Origin of the sequence: Pseudomonas sp. Bout1 (assembly GCF_034314165.1) — a bacterium.
In the GTDB taxonomy this organism is placed as follows: domain Bacteria; phylum Pseudomonadota; class Gammaproteobacteria; order Pseudomonadales; family Pseudomonadaceae; genus Aquipseudomonas.
Genome location: NZ_JAVIWK010000001.1, coordinates 2,951,007 through 2,972,340, shown reverse-complemented (window position 1 = coordinate 2,972,340; position 21,334 = coordinate 2,951,007). Strand labels below are relative to the sequence as shown.

General features: G+C 60.1%; 18 protein-coding genes. 2 read left to right on the top strand and 16 right to left on the bottom strand.

The window, feature by feature from the left end; genetic code table 11:
* The first annotated feature begins 12 nt into the window (after positions 1-12).
* Positions 13-342, top strand: coding sequence for a DUF6388 family protein (locus tag RGV33_RS13880; protein ID WP_322144723.1), 330 nt, complete (start codon positions 13-15; stop codon positions 340-342).
* Here RGV33_RS13880 and RGV33_RS13875 read toward each other — a convergent pair.
* The 16 genes from RGV33_RS13875 to tssA are packed head-to-tail and all read right to left on the bottom strand — an operon-like array spanning position 339 to position 20,290.
* Positions 339-1,238: a serine/threonine-protein kinase gene (locus RGV33_RS13875; protein ID WP_322144722.1), complete on the bottom strand. Its 900-nt coding sequence runs from the start codon at positions 1,236-1,238 to the stop codon at positions 339-341. The genes RGV33_RS13880 and RGV33_RS13875 overlap by 4 nt on opposite strands.
* Positions 1,235-1,963: a PP2C family serine/threonine-protein phosphatase gene (locus tag RGV33_RS13870; RefSeq protein WP_322144721.1), complete on the bottom strand. Its 729-nt coding sequence runs from the start codon at positions 1,961-1,963 to the stop codon at positions 1,235-1,237. The genes RGV33_RS13875 and RGV33_RS13870 overlap by 4 nt, the downstream gene beginning before the upstream one ends.
* Positions 1,960-5,373: a type VI secretion system membrane subunit TssM gene (gene tssM, locus RGV33_RS13865; protein WP_322144720.1), complete on the bottom strand. Its 3,414-nt coding sequence runs from the start codon at positions 5,371-5,373 to the stop codon at positions 1,960-1,962. Before tssM ends, RGV33_RS13870 begins: the two co-directional genes overlap by 4 nt.
* Before the next feature lie 16 nt (positions 5,374-5,389).
* Positions 5,390-6,250, bottom strand: coding sequence for a type IVB secretion system protein IcmH/DotU (icmH, locus tag RGV33_RS13860; RefSeq protein ID WP_322144719.1), 861 nt, complete (start codon positions 6,248-6,250; stop codon positions 5,390-5,392).
* Between the two features lie 4 nt (positions 6,251-6,254).
* On the bottom strand, positions 6,255-7,583 hold the full coding sequence (gene tssK / locus RGV33_RS13855) for a type VI secretion system baseplate subunit TssK (RefSeq protein WP_322144718.1): 1,329 nt from the start codon (positions 7,581-7,583) through the stop codon (positions 6,255-6,257).
* Position 7,584: 1 nt separating this feature from the next.
* A complete protein-coding gene (gene tssJ, locus RGV33_RS13850) occupies positions 7,585-8,067 on the bottom strand; it encodes a type VI secretion system lipoprotein TssJ (protein WP_322144717.1) in 483 nt (160 codons plus the stop codon).
* A gap of 5 nt (positions 8,068-8,072) precedes the next feature.
* Positions 8,073-9,233, bottom strand: coding sequence for a type VI secretion system-associated FHA domain protein TagH (tagH, locus tag RGV33_RS13845; protein WP_322144716.1), 1,161 nt, complete (start codon positions 9,231-9,233; stop codon positions 8,073-8,075).
* A gap of 38 nt (positions 9,234-9,271) precedes the next feature.
* Positions 9,272-9,403 carry a type VI secretion protein TagU gene (locus RGV33_RS13840; RefSeq protein WP_322144715.1) on the bottom strand — a complete coding sequence of 44 codons (132 nt, stop codon included), beginning with the start codon at positions 9,401-9,403 and terminating at the stop codon, positions 9,272-9,274.
* Positions 9,404-9,436: 33 nt separating this feature from the next.
* Positions 9,437-10,969: a sigma-54 interaction domain-containing protein gene (locus tag RGV33_RS13835; protein WP_322144714.1), complete on the bottom strand. Its 1,533-nt coding sequence runs from the start codon at positions 10,967-10,969 to the stop codon at positions 9,437-9,439.
* Positions 10,969-13,533 carry a type VI secretion system ATPase TssH gene (tssH, locus tag RGV33_RS13830; RefSeq protein ID WP_322144713.1) on the bottom strand — a complete coding sequence of 855 codons (2,565 nt, stop codon included), beginning with the start codon at positions 13,531-13,533 and terminating at the stop codon, positions 10,969-10,971. Before tssH ends, RGV33_RS13835 begins: the two co-directional genes overlap by 1 nt.
* Positions 13,534-13,545: 12 nt before the next feature.
* A complete protein-coding gene (gene tssG / locus RGV33_RS13825) occupies positions 13,546-14,553 on the bottom strand; it encodes a type VI secretion system baseplate subunit TssG (protein ID WP_322144712.1) in 1,008 nt (335 codons plus the stop codon).
* Entirely contained in the window at positions 14,517-16,292 is a 1,776-nt protein-coding gene (gene tssF, locus RGV33_RS13820; protein ID WP_322144711.1) for a type VI secretion system baseplate subunit TssF, read from the bottom strand. The genes tssG and tssF overlap by 37 nt, the downstream gene beginning before the upstream one ends.
* Entirely contained in the window at positions 16,282-16,707 is a 426-nt protein-coding gene (tssE, locus tag RGV33_RS13815) for a type VI secretion system baseplate subunit TssE (RefSeq protein ID WP_322144710.1), read from the bottom strand. Before tssE ends, tssF begins: the two co-directional genes overlap by 11 nt.
* A complete protein-coding gene (tssC, locus tag RGV33_RS13810; RefSeq protein WP_322144709.1) occupies positions 16,704-18,179 on the bottom strand; it encodes a type VI secretion system contractile sheath large subunit in 1,476 nt (491 codons plus the stop codon). The genes tssE and tssC overlap by 4 nt, the downstream gene beginning before the upstream one ends.
* Before the next feature lie 27 nt (positions 18,180-18,206).
* Entirely contained in the window at positions 18,207-18,704 is a 498-nt protein-coding gene (gene tssB, locus RGV33_RS13805) for a type VI secretion system contractile sheath small subunit (protein WP_322144708.1), read from the bottom strand.
* Between the two features lie 32 nt (positions 18,705-18,736).
* Positions 18,737-20,290, bottom strand: a complete 1,554-nt coding sequence (gene tssA / locus RGV33_RS13800; protein WP_322144707.1) for a type VI secretion system protein TssA — start codon at positions 20,288-20,290, stop codon at positions 18,737-18,739.
* A 477-nt stretch (positions 20,291-20,767) separates the two neighbouring features.
* On the opposite strand from tssA, the gene RGV33_RS13795 reads away from it, so the two are divergent.
* Positions 20,768-21,283 carry an Hcp family type VI secretion system effector gene (locus RGV33_RS13795; RefSeq protein WP_003208034.1) on the top strand — a complete coding sequence of 172 codons (516 nt, stop codon included), beginning with the start codon at positions 20,768-20,770 and terminating at the stop codon, positions 21,281-21,283.
* Positions 21,284-21,334 lie beyond the last annotated feature (51 nt).

Sequence of the window (21,334 nt, the reverse complement as noted above, 5' to 3'; positions counted from 1 at the left end):
TGGAGTAAACCTTTGTCCCAACCCGGCGAAAACCACCAGCGAGCCCTGGACAGATTCCTGAGCGAGCACCCGGCCCTGGCCGCAGAGCTGAATACATTGAACCCCCTGGCCGCCCAGGCCAAGGGTGAAACACTCGAGCAGTACCGCGCCGAGCGCTTGCATGAAGCCTTCGAGGCCGAAGCCGAGCAGCAGGGCCTGTTTGCGTGGGAGCTGACGCTTAAATTGACGGCGCAGTCCCCGGAGGAATTCGAGGCCAAACGCCTTGAGGTGCACAGGGAAGTGGCACAAATGGCCGGCCTGAGTTGGGTGGAATATTGTCAGCTGCATGATTTTCCGGGTTAGAACCAGCGGTTCAAGCCCTGGCGGGTATCGCTGAATACCTCATGTAATTCATCAAGGGTGATGGTCCTGCGTTCAGGGTCGATCGCCATAGCCGTGCGCAGTGCCGGCCAACAACGGCGGGGCAATTGCCGCGGCCGGGGCGGCCTCCCACCGGGTTGGCGTCGTCCATGTGCCAGTTCGTAAAGCACACACGCCACTGCGTACAGCTCGGCGCTGGCCGAAAGCGAACCGCCGGCCAGCAACTCCGGCGCGGCGTACGCTGGGGTCCAGGCATTGAAACGACTGCGATTCAACGCCGCCGTACCCGCGCCAACCGGCCCTGAAACCTGGCCCAAACCAAAATCAAACAGGCGCACCCCGTCATCGCCCACCATGACATTGCCGGGTTTTACATCGCCATGCAGCACACCCTGCTGATGGCTATGGCGCAGGGCGTCCAGCAATTGCACAGCGATCCATTGCAACTCCCGCCACGGCAAGCCGCAGGGGCACTCCAGCAGCAGCCGATCCAGGGGCATGCCCTGCAGCAGTTCCATGGTGAAGAAAGCGAGCTGGCTGGGAGCGTCCACGTCAAACGAAAACACACGTACCACCTGTTCATGCCGAAGGGTGCGTGTCAGGGCGAACTCGCTGTAGAGCAATACATGGGCGTCGGCACACTCGCGAATGGCTTCACCCGCCACCTTGATCGCCACGCTGGAACGTGGCTCGCCAAACTGTTCGTGCAAAAGGTCCCGCGCGCGATAGACCACGCCCATGCCGCCCGCACCCAATACGCGCTCGATACGGTATCGCCCGGCCAACAAGGCAGGTGTCACATCGCGCGGCGGGGTTGCCAGCGCCTTGGCAAAGGCAAAGCGGGTCACAGCAGCACTGGACGCCGCGTCATCGCTCATGACTGCACCACCACAGCAGTCAGGTTGTCGCGGGCGGCACCGCGCAATACACCTGCGAACAGTCGATCCAGGACACACCGAGGCTCCCCCAGGCTCAAGGCGTCTCCCATTTCGCCATGGGTAAGCGCCTGGTACAGGCCATCGCTGCACAACAGAAAGACGTCCCCCGCCAACGTCTTGAGTTCCAATACTTGCGGAGTCAACGGGGCCCTGGAGCCAATGGCGCGTGTCAGCGCCCGTGCCTCTGGATGAGCCCTGGCCTGGGCGAGGCTCACCCGCTGATCAATCAATTGCTCAAACAGCGAATGGTCCCGCGACAGCTGGTACAACGTCTGCCCGCGCCACAGGTAGCAACGACTGTCACCCGCCCAGACACAAGCGGCGCGATCGCCCTCAAGCAGCAACGCCACGACGGTGCTCCCCATTGTGCAGCCGGCTCCATGGCTGGCCAACGTCAACTCCTCGCCCAGCCGCCGGTTGAGCCATTGCAGGCAACGGCGAGTCGCCTCGATACGCTCGTCCAGGCAGCCCTGGCCAGGCAGCAACGCCAGGCTATCGACCACCAGTTGGCTGGCAATATCCCCCGCCTGATGCCCGCCCATCCCGTCTGCCACGGCCCAGTAACCTTTGCGGGGGCAATTGAGAAAGGCATCCTCGTTGCGCAAGCGGACCTTTCCACGGTCCGTACGGCCAGCGCTATGCCAGCGATCGAGAGGTTGGCTCACAACTGCTCCGGCAGGCGGAAGGTTCGCCACTGCGCTATCTGGAACGGGTTGGGTGTGCGCCGGCTGGTCAGCAGGTAGTTGGCGCGCAAGCCCGCAAGGTCGGCCTTGAGGATCAGCACATCCTGCCCGCTGGAGGGTTCGCTTTGCATCAGGTCGAACAAACGGAACATCGACCAGGCCCCGGCATTTTTCTCAAGCCCCAACGCCCGCTCGCCGCCCCGTTCCAGCACCAGACTGCTGCGACCATTTTCAGCCTCGATTGGCCATTGCATAGCCATGGGCACAATCGGCCCGTGCCGGTACTCCATCTGCTGCCCACCCAGGCGCAAGACCGCACGACTCACTGCCGAGTCGAGGCTGTAGGGTGCGAGCGTAAACCGAACCTGCAAGTCACCCGATTCATCTGCAAAAAAGCCGCGCCGGATCAGTTGCACCTTCGCTTGCTGGTCGAGCAATGCCCGGGACATCGGCAAGCTGCGGCCATCCAGGCTGCGCAGCCGGTAGCGACCGCCGTCACCGCTGACAAACGGCCTCAAGTAGCTGTCAAAAAAACGCGCCATCACCCCATCTGTCTTGAAGAACTCCTGAAAGTCGTTGAGGGAAACGTCGCTGCTCGCGTGGGCATTGAACGGAAAACGTTGCTTGATTGCCTTGGCGTAAAAACCATACACCTCGCTCTGATAACGCTGGTTTACATGACGATAGGCTTGCTCGAGCAGGCGGCGCCAATGTTCATCGGCCAGGCTTTCAAACCAGCCCGCCAGTGGCAGCGGCAGGCGTGCAGCAACATTACGCAGGTTACCCAGCGCATCCTGCTGACCCTGGATTCGCCGCTTTACCATCTCAAAGGCGGCCGGCTCCGGCGAGCCTTCACGATTCAAGGTCGCCAATTGCAGGTGCAGATCGTTGAGTACCTGCAGCACCTGGGTCAACTCGGTGCCCGGGTTCTGCTGGGCGTCCAGCAACTGATGCAGGGGCTCGAAGCGACGTTGCATTGCACGTCGGGCCGTGTCGGGCAACATGCTGGCCAAGGTGCCTCGAACACCGACGGTGGCGGTCTGCGCTACCTGCCCCCACTCTGCCGCAGGGCCTGGCAGTTTGGCAGTAAGGTCATCCAGGCGTTCATTGGCCGATGGCAGGCGCGTGTTGTCACGAACCTGCTGCAGCAACTGCAACAACGGTGATTGGGCTGACGTCAAGCTGGCGAGCTGCTCGGCGCCTTTCCTGGAGTTATCAATCTCGCGCAGGCGAATCCGGCCAATCGCCTCGCCCCAGGCATTGGCATACTCGCTAAAGTAGCGTTGCTCGAGTTCTACCATCAATCGTTGCAGGTCCATGGTGCTCAGGTCGGAGCCTTCACCCAACACCCAATTGTCCTGGACTATGGTGTTTACCAGACGCGCGCCCTGCTCCTCGAAATGGCGCAGGTAGTTGCGGGTATAGAAACCTGGAATGGAGGGGTCGCCACTCGCAAACACCTGCCCCTGCGCAAGGCGCAAAGGTTCAAGGCCGCGGGCTTGTTCGCGCAGCACGCGGTACACCACATCGACCAGCGACTCGCCCCGCAATACATGGCGCGCATGGGCCACCAAATCGTCATTGAGCGGCTGCACGAACGGCTGTTCAAGCAATCGCGCGAAATGTTCATTCAAGCGACTTTGCACAGAAGGCTCACCGGCAAACCGTAGAGACCAATGCCCCGCCATCCGCTCGCGCAACCAGCCGACATCCCGGCGCTCGCGCAGGTTAAGCATCAGGTACGCACGAAGATTGTCCAGCAGCCGCTCGCGGTCTTCCAGGCTGCTGCGAACCTGCTCTTGCAGCGCCTCACTGACCTGGGACAGCAGCAACTGGCCCAGGGCCTGCTCGTAGGCCTGTTCCAGCACCGGGCGGCTGAGAGTGCCTTGATACAACCCCACGCGTTCAAGCAGGCCGGCCTCGCCCTCTGCTGGGAACACCCGCGTGGCCGCCAGGCGGCTGTCCAGCAGCGGCAGGAGCGCCAGGGTAGCGTCCGAGCCTGGCAGCATGGGCGCAGGCTGTCGCATCAGGTTCTGGACTTGCTCCAGGCGCTGGTGATTGGAAGAGTAGCTGTGGGTCCAAAGCCAGCCCGCCGCCCCGACCACCACGAGTGCGCTCAGGGTCAGCAAACCCTGGCGCCAGCGAATCCGCCGGCGCTCCAGATCATCAAGGCCCGCCAGATCGGCTTGTGCCAGAATCACCCGGCTAAACAAGCCCTGGATAAAGTGCGAGCGCGGTTCAAGCGCCTGCGGATCACCTTGCGCACTGGTGAAGTAGAAACCACGAAATCCATTGGCCCGCTGATAACGCGGGCCGCAGAACGCAACGTCGATGTACAGGCTCAGGCGCTCGCCAATTCGGGCCGCCTGGTGAGGAAAGTCGAGCATTCGGCCGCGCAAGTCGCTGTTGCGCTCCTGGTGCAGGCGCTGCACAAGTTCACCGCTCAAGCGCTGAAGCAGCGCCTCAAACGCCTGGCGTACCTGGGCAACTTCAAGGCCGCCCTTGCCTGGGGCGATATATTCGCCAAGCACCGCGTCATTCCCCTCTCCCAGCGGCCGGTCGAAGAACTCGGCAAATCCATGCAAACGGTCGGCCTGGGTCACTACCAGGTAAATCGGCAGGTCTACGTGCAACGTCTGTTGAATTTCCTGCAGTCGACTCTGGACTGCCAGCGCATCACTTTCCAGATCACGCTCGTTGCCGTGGAGCAATGTATCCATCGACAGGGCCACCACCACACCATTGAGCGGGCGTGCGCGGTGCCGTGCCTTGAGCAGCCCCAACAGCCGCGACCAACCCGCGCCATCCACCAGGCCGTCAGGCTGGGTGAGGTAGCGGCCAGCCGTATCAAGCAACACGCCGTCTTCGGCGAAATGCCAATCACAACAGCGCGTGCCACCGCCGCCGGTCGTCGCCTTCGGCTCGTCCCGGTCCTGAAGCAGTTGCAAACCACTGGCTGCCAACATTCGCGACTTGCCGCTACCGGCCTTGCCAATCAGCACGTACCACGGCAAAGCATTGCGCCAACGCGTGCTTCGTTCGCCATAAATCCCCGAGTTCTTCAGGGTGTGCAGGGCGTCCTTGAAACGGCCGCGCAGATACCGCTGCTCGTTTTCCACCCGCCCTTTGCGCGGACGCCGCTCAACAGGGTCAACGGTTCCTTGCCGGACGATGCTGCGCCAATTGGCATAGACCATTGCCAGGCCCCACGCCAAAAACAGACCGCTGATCGTTAACAAGCGCGCCGCCGCCGCTTGCCAGAATCGATAATCGTCGACGGCCAGCAAGGGCCCGACGAACCACACCACCATCGCGACCGCCAGTACCAGCAACAGGCTCCAGACCCAAATCCTGCCCAGCACGGCGCCCGCGCTCCTGAAGAATGCGCTCATGAGTTGCTCCCTGCGATTAGAGAGGCGTCCGGGAAAGATCCGGCGCCAATAATTGATACGGTTGCAGCGCCGTCTCGCGCTGCTCGCCAAGTACCCAGGCAAACCCCGAATACAGGCCTACGAGGCAGGCCACGACAAACATCGCGACCCAGGATGCCGGCACCATCCTCAGCGACCTCTGGCGCTGTTGACTCGGCCTGGACGGCGGTGCACACGCGGGAGGAGGTTCACCGCGTACATGCCGGATCTGCCGGTAAAGTGCATCCCGAACCTGTTCAAGCTGCATCAACCCACGTTCCATGATCCGGTACTTGCCCTCAAACCCGAGTGACAGGCACAAGTACATCAACTCCAGCATCGCCAAGTGCTTGAAAGGGTCCCTCGACATTCGCTCAAGCAACTGGAAGAACTTTTCGCCGCCGAAGGTTTCATTGTGAAAGCTACTCAGCAGGCTCATCTTCGACCAATCGCTCTGGTTGCCCCATGGTGTTGTGACCACTGCCTCGTCGATCACACTGCACAGCACATACCGCGCCGCCATGACCTCGCTGCTTTGCGCGCCGTCATGCCGCGCCCGGGTCTCGAAAAGCGTGATCGCCGATGACAGCCGTTCGTTGAGTGCCCGCAGGCTTTCCTGAGCGGTACTGCGTTTGAGCCGAACCACCTCGGACAGCAACTCCCAGGCAGGCGCGACTAGATTATTCAGGCCAACGTTGAAGTGCTCCGCGCCCTGCAATCGGGCGGCGTAAATCATCCGGTCGTCCAATTGTTCAAAACGCGGAGGCGATGCAAAGTCGGTTATCGGCCCCTGTACCGGCCCTTGCCCCTGTCGGTCGAGCAGGACGGTTTTCTCGCCCTGCGGGTATTCCCTGTCCATGGTCTCAGTTCCTGATGGCCCAGAACTTCAGTTCCAGTTCGGCAAACTCGCCGCTGACGTGGAAGGCGAACCCTCCTGAATGCTTCAGTTGCTCGATGTCACGCGCACCGAGTTCGAGCAAGAAGTAGGTTTTTGCGGCATGAAACGGAATCTGCCGGGGAGCCACCGGCAGCGGCTTGATCTTGATGCCCGCCAAATGCAGGTTGACCAGTTCGCGAATCCGCTCTACCGGGCCAACCTTGAGGTGTGCCGGAAGCCGGTGGCGCAGCTCCTCGGAGTCACAATGGGCGCTGGCGGCCAGGACGAAGGTTGCTGAACCCAACAAGTTGAGATCACTTACCGGGCACACCAATACGCCGTACTGACGAGGCTGCAACACAAGCTCGACGGCATGCTGCTCAAGCACTCTCGACAGCAGGCTGCGAAGCGGCGCCATCAACTGTCGAAAGCTGGCGCCCTGGTCGCTGTGCCGGTACCGCTCCTCGAAATACGCACGCTTGCTGTCGCTGGCAAACGTTGCGAGTTCACCCAGGATCGACAGCAATGTTTGGTACAGGGCTTCCGGGCTGACCTGCCTCAGCCCCAGGTAATGACGCAACACCAGTTCGCTGCGGTTGATTAATTGCAACATCAGGAAGTCACCGACCTCCGCGCCCGCAGCGCTGCCGTTGGCGCGGATCCGCTCGGCGATGGCATCCCCCCGGCAAGCAAGCAGGCTGATCACCTCCTTGAGGCAAGACAGCAGGTAACCGGAGCCATGCAGGTGGATAAAGGTCGGGGTAAAGTCAGCATCCAGGCTGACGCCCTCCTCAGTGCAACCCAGCACTTGAGCGACCTTGAGTTTCACGTAGTACTGGTCGCTCTGTTGCTCGCCCAGCAGCAGGCGAAAATCCAGCTGCCCGCAAATTACCTGACGAGGAGAGTCTTCTCCGGCGTTGGAGTCACTGACCTCTACCTCAAGGGTCTTGTAGCGTGCCAGAACATCGACCTGCTCGGGTCGGCGAGCTTCAACGCAGTGACGGGTGGCCAATGGCAACGCCAGGTAAACCGCCTGTTTTGCGGTATTGACCGGAACCTCCAGCACCAGCGATTCCGTGGCCCCGCCCAGCTCAAACAGGCTGCCATCGGGCAGTATTCCGCTGGCCTGGTTGACGACTACCTTGCCCATATTCAGGTATTGCACATCGATTTCCAGGGCCAGGAAACCCCAGGCATGACGGCACAACAACAGGGTTCGCCGCTTGAGTTGCTGATCGTGATAACGATCGTTTTGCTGAAAATGCTGGGGGCGCAGCAACATGCCTTCCTGCCAGATGACCTTTTGGCTGTGCATGTCAGTCGCCCGCCCTGGCTGAGTGTGGAGCTGCCAACCGAATACCGGCCTGATCAAGGACCAGTTCGGTATGCGTCAATTGCTGCGCAGTCACTGGCAACACGTAGCGCCATTGCGAGTGCGGCAAATCCCGGTAGGCCGCCAGCACGCCGACGTAGCGACTGCCCGGTTCAAGGCTCAGTTTGAGCTTGGTCTGATCGCCGGGACGCAGCTCCAACTCCTCGAGGTTTACCAGGTCTTTGGGCAGGGCTTGCGCCCCATGGCTGTATAGGCTGAAAAAGTCTGCATGCTCAAATGCTACGGGGTGCCGAAGCTCCATCAGGTGCACCACGATTGGCGATGGCCGACCATGGAGGTCGGGGTTGACCCGCTCGCTGGCCGTCAGTGTCAGGTCCAGCTTGGTCAGCTTCGAAAACGGTGACAATGAGCAGCCACCCAGCAAACCCAGTACAGCGCACAACAATGCAACAGTGACTCGGGACATGATGGTCATCCTGGATAACGGTGAAGGGTTGAGACCAGACGAATCTGCTCCTCGTAGGCCTTGGTGAAGTCGCTGCCTAACAGGCGTTCACTCAACTGCTCGTCTTCGATCAGCGCTTGATAATGGCGCTGATACGCCCGCCAGCGGGCGCCACACCGAGGAATCAGCGGGGGCTTTGCCTGGCGCTCGAAGCACAGGAGCAAATGACCGGGGGCAAAGGCCGTCAGCGTCCCGCGTACTGCCGCACGACAGGCCGCCAGCAGCGCGACCTGGTGCGCCTGTATGTCCCGGTGGGCCCCTGCGACAACCCTCTCGGCGAACACTTGCCCCAACTGGTCGGTGCCCAACAGCAAACCCAGGGCCGTGCTGGCGTCGGCGCTGTCTTTAAGGGCATTGGAACCCTGGAGTGCCGTAAGGGTAAGTGGCAGTTTCAACTCTTGTTTAAGCTCGTTGCGGGTGCTCAGACACTGTTGCAACCCTTCAGTCATTTGCCTGAGCAATCCCGCAGCCTTGATCGCCAGAGCCTCTCTTGCCGGCTCATCAAGGGTGCCCAGGTCGATACCGAGTGCCTGCGCAAACCCCGACCAAAATGGCTCGCAGCCTGGGCTTTGAGGCAACGATTGCAGGGGTTGGGCAACCTCACGCACAGGCTCCACCAGTTCGGGAACCGTCAGATGATCCCTGTCCACCGCTGCGTGGTCGGTCCACTGCAATGCCGCGTGGCTGGTCGTGGCCAGCGCGGCCAACTCCTGCGACTCGTCCCGGGTCTGCAGTTCGCTGGCCAGTGCCCGCACCGGATCCAGTTCGAGGAAGGCATCATCGGGAATCAGCGTGTGCAAGCCGTCCGGGGCCGGCCCCGTGGCCGGGTTGAGCAGCCGTGCGCGAATACTCACCGGCCCCAGTTGAAATACCGTGCCGTCCTCTATCGGGTGCCCCTGCCCTTCACGCAGACGCTCGCCGCTGCTGGCGACGCGGGTTCCATTACTGCTGATGTCGGCCAGGAAGTACCGGCCGTCACGGTAACTGACCACTGCGTGGCGACTGGAAAGCTGGCGGCTGCCGTCAGCAAGGATCCAGTCACAAGCGGCCCCCGGCCTATGACGCCGCCCATGCCGTTGAAGGTCTTGCGCTGGTTCGGCACAGACTCTGGATGCCCCGCAGGGCACACCTCAAACACTAGTTGCATGGCGAGACTCCCTCACGATCACTGGCCACGGCCGGTGGACTTCAGATCACCCAGCGGGCGGTACTCACCGTCGTCGAAGACATGGTTGGTGTTACAGCCACCCAGTAAAAACAACACAAGCGCCAAGGCTTGCCACTGACTAACAGGCATCAGGTATCTCCGATAATTTGAGGGGCGCGCCATTCAGCACTCTCCCTTGACGTCGCCAGAGGGAATCTCCAGACGGGCCAGGCGGTACAGCAGCGTGCGCCGGGCAAGGCCCAGTTCACGGGCGGTACGGGTGCGATTGCCACGGTTCTTGCGTAGGCAGTCGATCAGCACGACCCGCTCGACCCGCTCCATGCGCTGGCGCAGCGTCGCGTCAACAACCGGGGCGGCCAGGCCTGACGAAAGCGAGAGGTGCGCAGGCAGGATGACTTCGTCATCACACAGCAGCACCGCCCGTTCCACCATGCATTTGAGCTCGCGAACATTGCCGGGGAAGCTGTGGCTGGACATTTGATCCAGGGCCGCGCTTGACCAACCCAACGGTGCCCGCCCCAGCATTGCGCAGGCTTTATCGGCGAAGTGCCGGGCCAGTTGCAGCACGTCACCATCGCGTTGACGCAGCGCCGGCAACTCGATAGGAAACTGCGCCAACCGGTAATAAAGATCCTCGCGAAAACTGCCTTCGGCCACCATGCTCGTGAGGTCACGGTGGGTCGCCGCAAGGATCCGTACGTCAACCTTGTGGGCGGTATTGGCACCCAACGGCCGGATCTCGCCTTCCTGGAGCACCCGCAATAACTTGGCCTGCAGTGACAGCGGCATATCACCGATTTCGTCAAGCAGCAGCGTGCCGCCGTGAGCCGTATCAAACAGCCCCGCGTAATCTCTTTCGGCCCCTGTGAACGCGCCCTTGCGGTAGCCGAACAATTCGCTCTCGAGCAAACCCTCGGGAAACGCGGCACAGTTCTGCACCACGAATGCCTTTTTGCTACGTGGCCCCGCAGCATGAATGGCCCGGGCCACCACCTCTTTTCCGGTACCGGTCTCTCCCCGCAACAATACGGTGTAGGGACTGTGCACGACCTTGCCAATCAGGCGGCACGTTTCGTCCATGGCCTTGCTGTTTCCTATCAAGCCATAGGCGCTGGTACCGGGAGTGCCGCGAACTGCCTTCAAAGCACCGGGAGCCCGGCGCGTTCGACGCAACATTGCCAGCTGGTTCACCACAAAACCGCCCAAATGCCCCAAGGAGGCGACGTGGCCAGCCAGTTCCGTTACTCGCTGGCTGGCACACAACAAGGCGCCTGAAACCTGTTTGTGCTGACCCAGCAATGGCAGGCACAGCAGTGACTGCCAGTGTGACGCGACCGCCGGCAGAAAACCCGTGTCATACACACTGCTGCCTGGCCCGGTGAAGTTGAGTACACGGTTCTGTTCCAGAACGTATTGCAACAGTTGCTCGTTCTTGAAATCCGCTCCCGGACTCGCAACGTCATCCGGCAGCAACACGCCCGGCAAATGCTGGGCAGCCAGCTCCAGGCGGCCGGTAGCCTGGTCGAGCAGGTACAACTGGCTAAGCTCGCACCCGCTCAACTGCGCGGCAGCGGCCGAAAAATCCCCGGCCAATGTGGTTTCGTCGCTTTCAATACCCAGTCGGGCAAACCATCCCAGCAAAGCAGCGGCGTAGTCCAGCGGGTTGGGCAGTTGGGCAAACAGATTGTCCGCCATCAGTTGAACTCACAGAGGACGGTGCCGTTGGGAGCCAGCCTGGCGTGGACGAACTGCAGGGAGCTGCCGACGGCCATCGCATCCAGCAGTCGATCCACCACCTGGGGCAGCAGGTTCGCCTCGATCCATTGGTCGACAAACCTCGCGCCACTTTCGCTGTGGCTACAGCGCTCGGCCATGTGTGCGACCAATTCCTCGGTGTGACTGAATGCCAGCTTGCGTTGAAGCAGGCGATGCCCCAGGCGCCGAAGTTTGTGTTCAATCAACTGGTGCAGCACCACACCCGTCACCGGGTAATACGGGACCACTCCCATGCGGGCCAGCAGCGCCGGCTTGAAATGAGCCGTCAGGACCGGACAGATAGCCGCGTGCAGTACCTCGAGATCCGGTCGTTGCCCGTCGGCGCACAGCTCAGTGATACGTTCGCTGCCCAGATTGGAAGTCATCAGGATCAGGGTGTTGCGAAAATCGATTTCCCGGCCTTCGCCATCATTGGCAAGCCCTTTGTCGAACACTTGGTAAAACAGGTTCAGGACGTCCGGATCGGCCTTCTCGACCTCATCGAGCAGCACCACCGAATAGGGCTTTTGTCGCACCGCCTCAGTCAGTACCCCGCCCTCTCCGTAACCGATATAACCCGGCGGCGCACCGATCAACCGGGACAAGGAGTGTTTCTCCTGGTACTCCGACATGTTGATGGTAGTGACGAAGCGCTCGCCACCGTACAAAAGGTTTGCCAGGGCGTGGGCAGTTTCTGTCTTGCCCACTCCGCTGGGGCCCACCAACAGGAATACACCTACGGGAGCATCAGGTCTGTTCACACCGGCGGCGACAGCACGCAGGCAGCGATCGAGGACCTGCACGGCGCCCTCCTGGCCGAGGATGCGAGCGCGTAAATCCGCGGCAAAGTTCAGGATCTTTGCGCGGTGTTCAAGGGCCAATTGCTCCAGCGGGATACCCGTCCAGGCGCTGATCACCTGCGCCACCAACCGTGGGCACACTTCGAAACTGACCAGTCGCTGCTCGTGCGACACCGCCTGCAAGGCTTGATGGTTTTCGGCAAGTTGCCGCTCGAGACCTTCGATGTCTTCACCGGCGTTGCGGGCTTCGGCCAGTTGCTGGCGTAGCGAGACCACGTTCCCGGCCAGGTCGCACTGGTGGGCCCAGCGCTGTTCGAGTTCTAACTGTGCGGTTTCCAAGTCTTCCAGGCGCAGTGTCAGTTGCTGCAACGCTGGCTCATCGATGGTCAGCCCCGCGTCGGCATCGCGGCGCACGGCGAGTTGCTGACGGGTGCCCTCGGCCAGCTCGGCACGCAACCGTTGCAGTTCCTCGGGCGCCGCGACCAGACTGATCCGCACCCGGGCACAAGCGGTGTCCAACACGTCCACCGCCTTGTCAGGCAACTGGCGGCCAGTCAAGTAGCGAGCGCTCAACTGCGCTGCCGCAACCACGGCATCATCACGCACGTAAACCCCATGACTGGCCTCATACACCGGGGCCAACCCACGCAAGATCGTCACGGCATCGTCAACCGTCGGTTCGTGCACCAGCACCGGCTGGAAACGCCGCGCCAACGCCGGGTCTTTCTCGAAGTATTTTTTGTACTCCGACCAGGTCGTCGCCGCAATGGTGCGCAGCTCACCCCGTGCCAACGCGGGCTTGAGCAGGTTGGCAGCATCGGAACTGCCGGCCTGGCCGCCTGCGCCGACCAGGGTGTGGGCCTCGTCGACAAACAGGATGACCGGTTGCAGCGAGGCGCCAACCTCGTCGATCAAGCCTTTCAAACGACGTTCGAACTCGCCCTTGATGCTGGCACCGGCTTGCAGCAAACCCATGTCCAGGGTCAGCAGACGCACGTCCCTGAGCACCTGCGGCACTTGGTCGTTCACGATCCGCAGGGCCAGGCCCTCGACTATGGCGGTTTTCCCCACACCCGCCTCGCCCACAAGAATAGGGTTGTTCTTGCGCCGCCGAGCAAGGGTGTCGATCAACTGCCCAATCTCGTTATCGCGACAAAGCACGGGGTCGAGCTTTTTGTCCCGAGCCTGTCGAGTCAGATCATGGGTAAAGCGCTCCAGCAACGAACTCCCCACGTCAGCTAGCGGCGTCCGAGTGCTTTCACTCAAGAGAAACCCGAGCACGCGCTGCACATCAAGCTTGCTCAACACCACCTGGTAATGGCTGCCCGCGTGCTGCAGCGGATTGCGCAACAACGCGAGCAGCAAGGCACCGTGCTCCACGTCTCGTCGGCCCAACTCCAGATGGGCAACCAGCAACGCCTGCTGCAACCATTGCACCAGGGCGGGCGAAAACACCGGGTTGCGCGAAGCGCTCAGGTCGGTCCGGGGTTGCAGAACTGCCTGCAATTCGCCGGCATCCACGCCCGCATCCTGCAGCGCACGTTTCAGTACACCTTCGGGATGCTCCAGGAGGGTCAACAGCAGGTCTTCCACCAGGACTTCGCCACCTCCACGGGTGACACAACGTTCGGCGCAGCGCTCCAGGTCGCGCCGTGTGGGTGCCGTCAATGCCTGGATAAGTTGTTGCAGATCCACGTTCATCATATCCATCAATCCCTAATGAGTTTTACTGGCCAAGGTGACTACGCCGTCTGCCCGCTCATGCCCCAGCCAACTGGTCCAGCCCAGGCGGCAGACATTGTGTTCGCCGATGTGCAACGGGCGGACCTCGCCCTGCGCCAGCGCCAATCGCACGTCATATTCCAGGGGGTCGCGGGCGGTAAAACGTACGAGCGCACACAAGGGCTGGTAACCCGCCCCGGTGGGCAGGAAATCGTGAAACCGCTCCCAGCCCAATGCCAGCACATGCACCCTGAACATGCCGCTGCGGTCGATGATGCTGTCCCCCAGGACCAGATCAGAACCCAGCGTGCTATAGGTGCGACCAAGGTCATTACGCTGCTCTTGGGCGATCACTACCCTGCGCTCGACCCACTGCTCGATCACCAGCCGACTGTGCTTGAAGTAATAACGCAGCACGCTCTCAATCAGTGCGGCGGAATGAGCACGCAGACTCAGCAGCCCCAGGTACGGCAGCAGACGCTTCCAGTCGAGTTGAGCGGCGCTGCGAATCGCATTGCCGCCCAGGCCCACCAGCGCAAACATCTGCTCGGAAAATGGGTCGCGGGCGCCCGTCTTAAAACGCGCCTGATAACGATATTTTCGCCAGATCGGCACGATCAGCCGGTGCAGGCGATGATGAAAAAGGTCCAGGAAGTCACGCGTCGGATTACCGCCCGCTACCTCGGTAAAGGCTTGCTCGCCATAGAACGCCGGCAGCGGTGATCCTGTGCCAAACAGTCCCAGTACGTTGAGGCGAAGCCGTGCCCGCAATTGGCCGTGTTCTGTAAAAAACTCCACATGATCAATATCGTTGCCGGGAAACCCAAAACCGGGATTGGCCTGGAACTCCAATTGGTCATAGAGCGCCTCCTCGTCAAGCGAAGGGTGTGCCGTGCGTAAACGCTCGATGATCTGCGCGACCGCCTGAAACACCGAGTACTCGCGAATCCCTCTGTATAATGCAGTTAAAGCAGGGGCTGCTGGCCCATCCGGGGTGGCCATAGGTACACGTCTCCTTGTGTGCTGATGACTCGTAGCTCGTGGTACGAGTTGAGGCTTGCGTACAGTGCGAAAAACTCATTCAGTACCGAGGCAAAGACAAACACATCGCCCTCCCCCAGATAGCCTTCTGGATCGATGGTGAGGTCAACCCGCAAGCCGCGAAATGGCAAGCCACGGTGCAATCGGTCCACCGGCTGATGGCTGATCGACTGGAGTGCGGCAAGCCTCCTCCTGCTGATTTTCTCCACCTGTCGGTCGTGATAACGCGGCAGGTCGTAGGTTTCGAGAATGACTCTCAAGGCGTTGATATCGGTCAGTGACAAATAGTTGAGCGACATGTTGCTGATCAGTCGCCACAGGAAGTCAGTGTCCAGCGGTGGCGCAAAGCTTGGGGTTGCCGCCGTTATGTTGCGAAACGAAAGAAACTCGGGCGTCTGCTCGCAGGCCTGGTTGATGTCTGCGACCTGCAGCAAGCGAGGTAGATTGTGGTTGGTGCAGGTCAGCTCCACCGACAGGGTTTCCGGATCATGCGCCCGGCGCTGATTTACACTCAGCCAAGTGTCCATGCCGGTAGAGTGCAGTGATGCCCGCTGGCGAACGCCATAGCTGGGAGAACCGCTGCCTAGGTCATGCTCGAACGACTCGAACGGCACATATTCCTGGTAACCCAGGCCTCCTGGCCGCCATCCGGTGACCTTGTCGACGGAAAATACACTGCAGTTACCCCTGGCATATTCGCCGGGCAACAACAGGTATTCGTCCTGCTTGCCGTCCAGACGAATCGGCACGCCGTCGTGCTTGAACAGATTGACGATAGGCGTGCAATACAACTTCACGTTATCCAGGGTGGGCATCAATCGCTCAAGCCCGCGCCCACGCATGTTGAAGCGCAACTCCAGGCCGCGTACCTGCTTGAGCAGCTCCACCGGCGATCGGTTGAGCGCGCCTAGACCGCCTACCTCAACAAACAGGTATTTGTCGGGAAAGGCGAAGTACTCCTGCAAATGGCGATAGCCACGGAAGGTATTCAATGGATAAGGGATCAGTGCCTCATCCTCGGAAAAACCCACTGGGCTGATCTGGTCAGTGGGCAGATGCAACGCAATAGCCTCACCGTCGGCGCCGACAATCGGCAGCCCATCGCCCCCCAAAGGCAGCAGCTCGACTCCTTCCAGGTGACGCAACAGGCCCAGGTAAAGCGCCTGGCTGACGGCTTTCTCGCCCGCCAGATGCAGACGCAAACAGTCCAATGCCAACTCACCGATGTTCCCTTCTGCCGTCATTTCCAGACGTAGGCAAAGCAAAGCCCCCTCACCCTGTACCGAATACCCCAGGGCGGCCAGTTGCAGCGGCAGGACATCCGTCGGATAACAGGTACGAAAACGGCAACGCTCACCGTTGATCGCAACACTTTCCACCGGTGTATCCCGTTCGACCCTGATGGCAGGGCCTGTGCGCCTGAGCGGATCAAACTGCAGCATGCTGAACGCCGGCAGCGGCCGCATATAATTGGGCCACAGCAAATGCATCAATGAGTGGCTCAACTCCGGCAGCTGGTCATCAAGCTTCTGACGCAAGCGACCGGTGAGGAATGCAAACCCCTCAAGCAACCGCTCCACATCCGGATCCTGGCTGGCGTCACCAAGAAACGGTGCGAGTGCCGGGTTGCGCTCGCAGAAGCGTTTGCCCAACTGCCGCAGTGCACTCAGCTCGCCCTGGTAATAGCGGTTAAACGACATTGGGTTTGACCTCAACCTGTGCGCCGTGAGCCAGGCTTGCGCAGAAGGCCACCGCTTGCGTCAGGCCATCGACTTGCATTTCGCCCTCGATGGAAAAAGCCAGGGCCAGCGGGTCATGACTGCCGGGCAATGCCTTGACACATACATCCTTTAGGCGTGGTTCATAGGCCTGGATAAAGCGCTCGATCAGGAACCGCGCCTGGCTCAACGAGTCATGCAGGCTCAGGCGCATGTCGTTCAGGTCCGGCAACCCGTAATCCGGTAGCGTTTGCACGCTGCCCACACGGGTACTGAGCATTTTCGCCAGGTGGTTGGCCACGGACTCCACGACGCAGCCCTGCTGGCTACGTCCCACGCCGGACTCCAGGCGTTCGAACAGGCTGAGATTTTGGGTAGTCACGTGGCCTCGGCTCATTCTTTATCGAGCTTGCCGACAAGAGACAGGGTGAAGTCTGCCCCCATGTACTTGAAATGCGGGCGAACACTCAGGTTGACGCGGTACCAGCCGGGCTCCCCGTCGACATCACTGACCACAATGCGTGCGGCCCTAAGCGGGCGCCGACCACGCACTTCGGCGCTGGGGTTATCCTGGTCGGCCACGTATTGGCGAATCCACCTGTTGAGTTCCAGTTCCAGGTCGGTGCGTTCTTTCCACGACCCCAACTGTTCACGCTGCAGTACCTTGAGGTAGTGAGCCAGGCGATTGACGATCATCATGTAAGGCAGTTGGGTGCCCAGCCGGTAGTTCAGCTCGGCAGCCTTGCCTTCGGCGCTGATTCCAAACGACTTGGGTTTCTGAACCGAACTGGCGGAAAAGAACGCTGCATTGTCACTGCCCTTGCGCATGGTCAGGGCAATGAAGCCCTCTTGCGCCAGTTCGTATTCACGTCGATCGGACACCAGTACTTCGGTGGGAATCTTGGTTTCGATCTCGCCCATGCTGTGGAAGTGATGCAGCGGCAAGTCTTCCACCGCGCCGCCACTTTGCGGGCCGATAATGTTCGGGCACCAGCGAAAACGGGCGAAGCTGTCGGTCAAGCGGGTAGCAAACGCATACGCTGTGTTTCCCCACAAATAGTGCTCGTGGCTGTTGGCAACGTCTTCCTGATAGGCGAAAGTCTTGACCGGACAATCAATCGGGTCGTACGGGGTACGCAGCAGGAAACGCGGCAGCGTAAGGCCGATGTAACGGGCATCCTCGCTCTGGCGAAAGCTCTGCCATTTGGCAAACTGCGGCCCCTCGAAATGGTCTTTCAGGTCTTTCAAGTCTGGCAGGCCCGTGAAGCTTTCCAGGCCAAAGAATCCTGGGCCCGCCGCCGCAATGAACGGCGCGTGGGCCATGCAGGCCACGCTGGAAGCGTACTGCATCAGCCTGACATCTGGTGCACTGGGGGAAAGGAAATAATTGGCGATGATTGCGCCTACCGGCTGGCCGCCGAACTGGCCGTATTCGGCACTGTAGATGTGTTTGTAAAGCCCGGACTGAGTCACCTCCGGTGAGTCTTCGAAGTCGTCCAGCAAGTCTTGCCGGGACACGCTCAGCATCTCGATCTTGATGTTTTCACGAAAGTCGGTGCGCTCAACCAGCAATTGCAAGCCGCGCCAAGATGCCTCCAGCGACTGGAATTCAGGATGATGAAGAATTTCATCCATTTGCTGGCTGAGCCGCGCATCAATCTCGGCAATCATCCGGTCAACCAGGCGTTTTTTGACTGGCTCGTCCTTGTTTTGCGGCTTGATCAGTTCCTCGATGAATGCCGCGACTCCGCGTTTTGCGATGCCGTAGGCCTCATCGTCTGCGCTGAGGCGGGTCTGGGCAATGATGTTATCGAGAATGCTGTATTCATCCGCTGATGGAACATGCAACGGGCTTTGGCGAGTAGTCATGGTGTCAGTGTCCTTTTACTGAGGGAGTCATACGGCAGGGCTGCCCAGCCCCAATTCAGCCAATACCCGGGCGCGGGATTCGTCATCGGCGAGGGCGTTTTCAATGGCTTTGCGAAAGCTCGGCGTGTTGCCCAGCGGCCCCTTGAGCGCCACAAGGGCATCACGTAGCTCCATGAGTTTTTTCAGCTCGGGTATTTGCTCAACCAACTGCGCGGGGTTGAAGTCCTTCATCGAATTGATCCTGACCTGAATGGCCAGCTCATCGAGTTCGGTAGAGTCCTGGAGCCGGTTGGGGACGCTTATGGTCAAGTTCAACGCCTGCTTGGCCAGTACCTCATCGAGGCTGTTCCTGTCGATGCCCACGGGCTTGCGGTCTTCGAGCTTGCGCAGGTCTTCACGCTGAGTGAAGTCGCCAAGCACCAACAGTTTCAACGGCAGCTCGACTTCCTCCTGCGCAGTGCCGACGGCAGGTTTGAACGTGATATTGATACGTTCCTTGGGGGCTACCGAACCTTCTTTGGCCATGGTGTTTCTCCTTTTTCGGGTGGCTCGAAAGCCTATTCAAGTACCGCTTCAAGATCGAAGTGGCACAGCCTGCGATGGACATCTTCCTTGCGCTCACGCACGGCATGATTTTGTGGCAGGACGTCACAACAGCCGTACAAGAGTTGCAGCACTTCAACCGCCAGCTCGGGCTCCCAGCGTTGCAATCCCGAGTGATGCAGTTCGTGGTCCAGATGGTCGAGTTGGACTTTGGCAAGGTCATGCTTGCCCGCCAGCACACACAACCTGGCCAGGCCAAGCCGCCAATGAAACCGGGCACGATCACCCGTCGCGGTTTGCATGCCTTGCTTGAGGGATCGCACGGCGGCCTTGAAGCCCTCCTTGCGCAGCATGGGCATAACGTCCTGCAATGCCTCGTCCCAAGGCGCAGCCTGGGCATCAAGCGCAGACTTGGCCGGTGCCGGGGAATGCAGATGGCGGACAACCTGGGTGTTGATCCAGCCGCGCGTGGCGGAATCAGCAAACGGCGTTCCATCATGGAAGCGCAGCTGGACAAGCCCGGGCAAACGCTGGAGCAGCAGGGCGAAGTGCACCTCCAGCTCGTTCATTGCCAGATCGGCCTGCAGCGCCTGCAGGCACTCCCAAGCCCTGTGCAAACCGTCAAACCAGAAAGGTGCACAGGCCAGGCTGGCCTCCAGCTCCAGTAACAGGTCGGCGAATTGCCCTTGGGCAAAGCGCTCCTGGTAACGCTTGAGTTTCTCCGGCGTCGGGCCTCGCAAAGGCGTGACCTGTTCGTTGTCACAGTCCGGGAGGCGAGTGATAGCCAGCCAGGTCAACGTTCGGTTCAGGCGCAGCGCCCGCAGGTCGGTGGCATTCTGGCGCTGCCACCAGGCAGACAAGGGCCGGGCATTCTCCTGCAGTGTGCGCAGCAGTTTGTGGGCATCCTTTTCGTTATCCACCACCGGCTCGGGCGCCAGCAATTGAGCTGCCACCTGCTTGATCTGGGCGATCACCCCCACGGTATTGCCGGATGCAGGATCGCTTTGAGTCGCCTGCTGCAACCTGTCCGCCAACTGCCGGCGAATCGGCAGCAACAAGGGCGCTTCTTCGCACAGGTGCTCGGTCCACAGCTCATCCAGGCGGGCCAGGTGCTCGAGCATGCAATGGAACAAGGGCCGCTGGTCCTTGATCGAAAAGTTCTGTGCAAGCACCTGATCGAGGCGTGGGACCATCCAGCCGAATGCGGCACTTCGGGTCCGTAGCTTGCCCGGATACACGACCGCCCAATGATGCTCGCAGAGGTAGCGCAACAGGCCGAGGCCTGCGAGCAACCCGGGGAAGGATTCGCGCTGATGCAATGCCCAGGTCAACCAGACAGCAACCCGCAAGTCCTTGGAGTGGTGGCGTAAAAGAGTCTCGCTTTTTTCCACAACCCATTGCCAGTCAGGCTGACTGTTACCATGTATGGAGTGCGCTTTGCCCAGCTCGGTTTCAAGCGCTTCATATTCAGTAGAAAAACGCATATCAGCGCCCGCATAACTTGCTTTCGAGCATGAGGCCTGTGCAAGTTCCAAGTAATAATCGGAAAGCCTGTCTGAATAAACCATGGTGGGCCGCACTTTTACTTTCCTGGAAATATTCAGCGAACTAATGAAAACTCAAGCACGCATTAGAACACTGTTTAAAGTTTGCCTTCCCGGCGAGAAGACACGAACCTTATCCATGAAAAAAGCATTATTCAAGCCACGGAGCGCCGGTTAAGGAATGTCCTACAAAAATAAAAACCTGAGTAATGCGCAACAACTTGCACACCCAGAACAAACAATTTTGTTGTATATCACGCCAAATCCACAGATAAAAACGTGCAACAACATGAGCAACTAACTGCGCACCACTGCGCAAATAAAATCAACTAAACTCAACTACAAACCGCCAACACCGATTATAAAACCCACCAACAAAACCTTAACCCCCTATTTTCATTAGCTGTTTAACTTTCCGGCACGTTTCTTGATAACCAGCATCACCCAGCCGGCAACTCCGCCGACTGGAGCGACCTCATTTATCAGGCAAGGAAACCAGTCATGCCAACACCCGCGTATCTCTCCATCACCGGCACCAAGCAAGGCTTGATTACGGCTGGCACGTTCACCCAGGACTCGGTCGGCAACATCTATCAGGAAGGTCACGAAGACCAGATCCTGGTAGAGGCATTCCAGCATCAAGTGATCATCCCCCGTGACCCGCAATCCGGTCAGCCCACCGGCCAACGCGTGCACAAACCGCTGATGATCAGCAAGGTCTTCGATAAGTCTTCGCCACTGCTGTTCAGCGCATTGACCTCAGGAGAGATGGTCAAGTGCCGCCTTGAGTGGTACCGCACCTCTTCCGCCGGCACCCAGGAGCACTACTTCACCATCGAGTTGGAAGACGCGATTTTGGTGGACATCCAGTCACGGATGCCCAACTGCCAAGACCCGAACAACGCGCACTTCACGCACCTGGAAGATGTGTATTTCACTTACCGGAAAATTGTCTGGACCCACGAGGTGTCCGGCACCTCGGGCTCCGATGATTGGCGCAGCCCGGTAGCCGGCTAAACCCGGTCGAAACAGAAACGGCAATGCCATGGACGGCGCCGTTTCTGTGGG

Excerpts from the sequence above, each read along its gene's own strand:
- RGV33_RS13875 (WP_322144722.1), bottom strand. The coding sequence starts at position 1,238 with ATGAGCGATGACGCGGCGTCCAGTGCTGCTGTGACCCGCTTTGCCTTT.
- tssM (WP_322144720.1), bottom strand. The coding sequence starts at position 5,373 with ATGAGCGCATTCTTCAGGAGCGCGGGCGCCGTGCTGGGCAGGATTTGG.
- icmH (WP_322144719.1), bottom strand. The coding sequence starts at position 6,250 with ATGGACAGGGAATACCCGCAGGGCGAGAAAACCGTCCTGCTCGACCGA.
- tssK (WP_322144718.1), bottom strand. The coding sequence starts at position 7,583 with ATGCACAGCCAAAAGGTCATCTGGCAGGAAGGCATGTTGCTGCGCCCC.
- tssJ (WP_322144717.1), bottom strand. The coding sequence starts at position 8,067 with ATGTCCCGAGTCACTGTTGCATTGTTGTGCGCTGTACTGGGTTTGCTG.
- RGV33_RS13840 (WP_322144715.1), bottom strand. The coding sequence starts at position 9,403 with ATGCCTGTTAGTCAGTGGCAAGCCTTGGCGCTTGTGTTGTTTTTACTG.
- RGV33_RS13835 (WP_322144714.1), bottom strand. The coding sequence starts at position 10,969 with ATGGCGGACAATCTGTTTGCCCAACTGCCCAACCCGCTGGACTACGCC.
- tssH (WP_322144713.1), bottom strand. The coding sequence starts at position 13,533 with ATGATGAACGTGGATCTGCAACAACTTATCCAGGCATTGACGGCACCC.
- tssG (WP_322144712.1), bottom strand. The coding sequence starts at position 14,553 with ATGGCCACCCCGGATGGGCCAGCAGCCCCTGCTTTAACTGCATTATAC.
- tssF (WP_322144711.1), bottom strand. The coding sequence starts at position 16,292 with ATGTCGTTTAACCGCTATTACCAGGGCGAGCTGAGTGCACTGCGGCAG.
- tssE (WP_322144710.1), bottom strand. The coding sequence starts at position 16,707 with ATGAGCCGAGGCCACGTGACTACCCAAAATCTCAGCCTGTTCGAACGC.
- tssC (WP_322144709.1), bottom strand. The coding sequence starts at position 18,179 with ATGACTACTCGCCAAAGCCCGTTGCATGTTCCATCAGCGGATGAATAC.
- tssB (WP_322144708.1), bottom strand. The coding sequence starts at position 18,704 with ATGGCCAAAGAAGGTTCGGTAGCCCCCAAGGAACGTATCAATATCACG.
- tssA (WP_322144707.1), bottom strand. The coding sequence starts at position 20,290 with ATGGTTTATTCAGACAGGCTTTCCGATTATTACTTGGAACTTGCACAG.
- RGV33_RS13795 (WP_003208034.1), top strand. The coding sequence starts at position 20,768 with ATGCCAACACCCGCGTATCTCTCCATCACCGGCACCAAGCAAGGCTTG.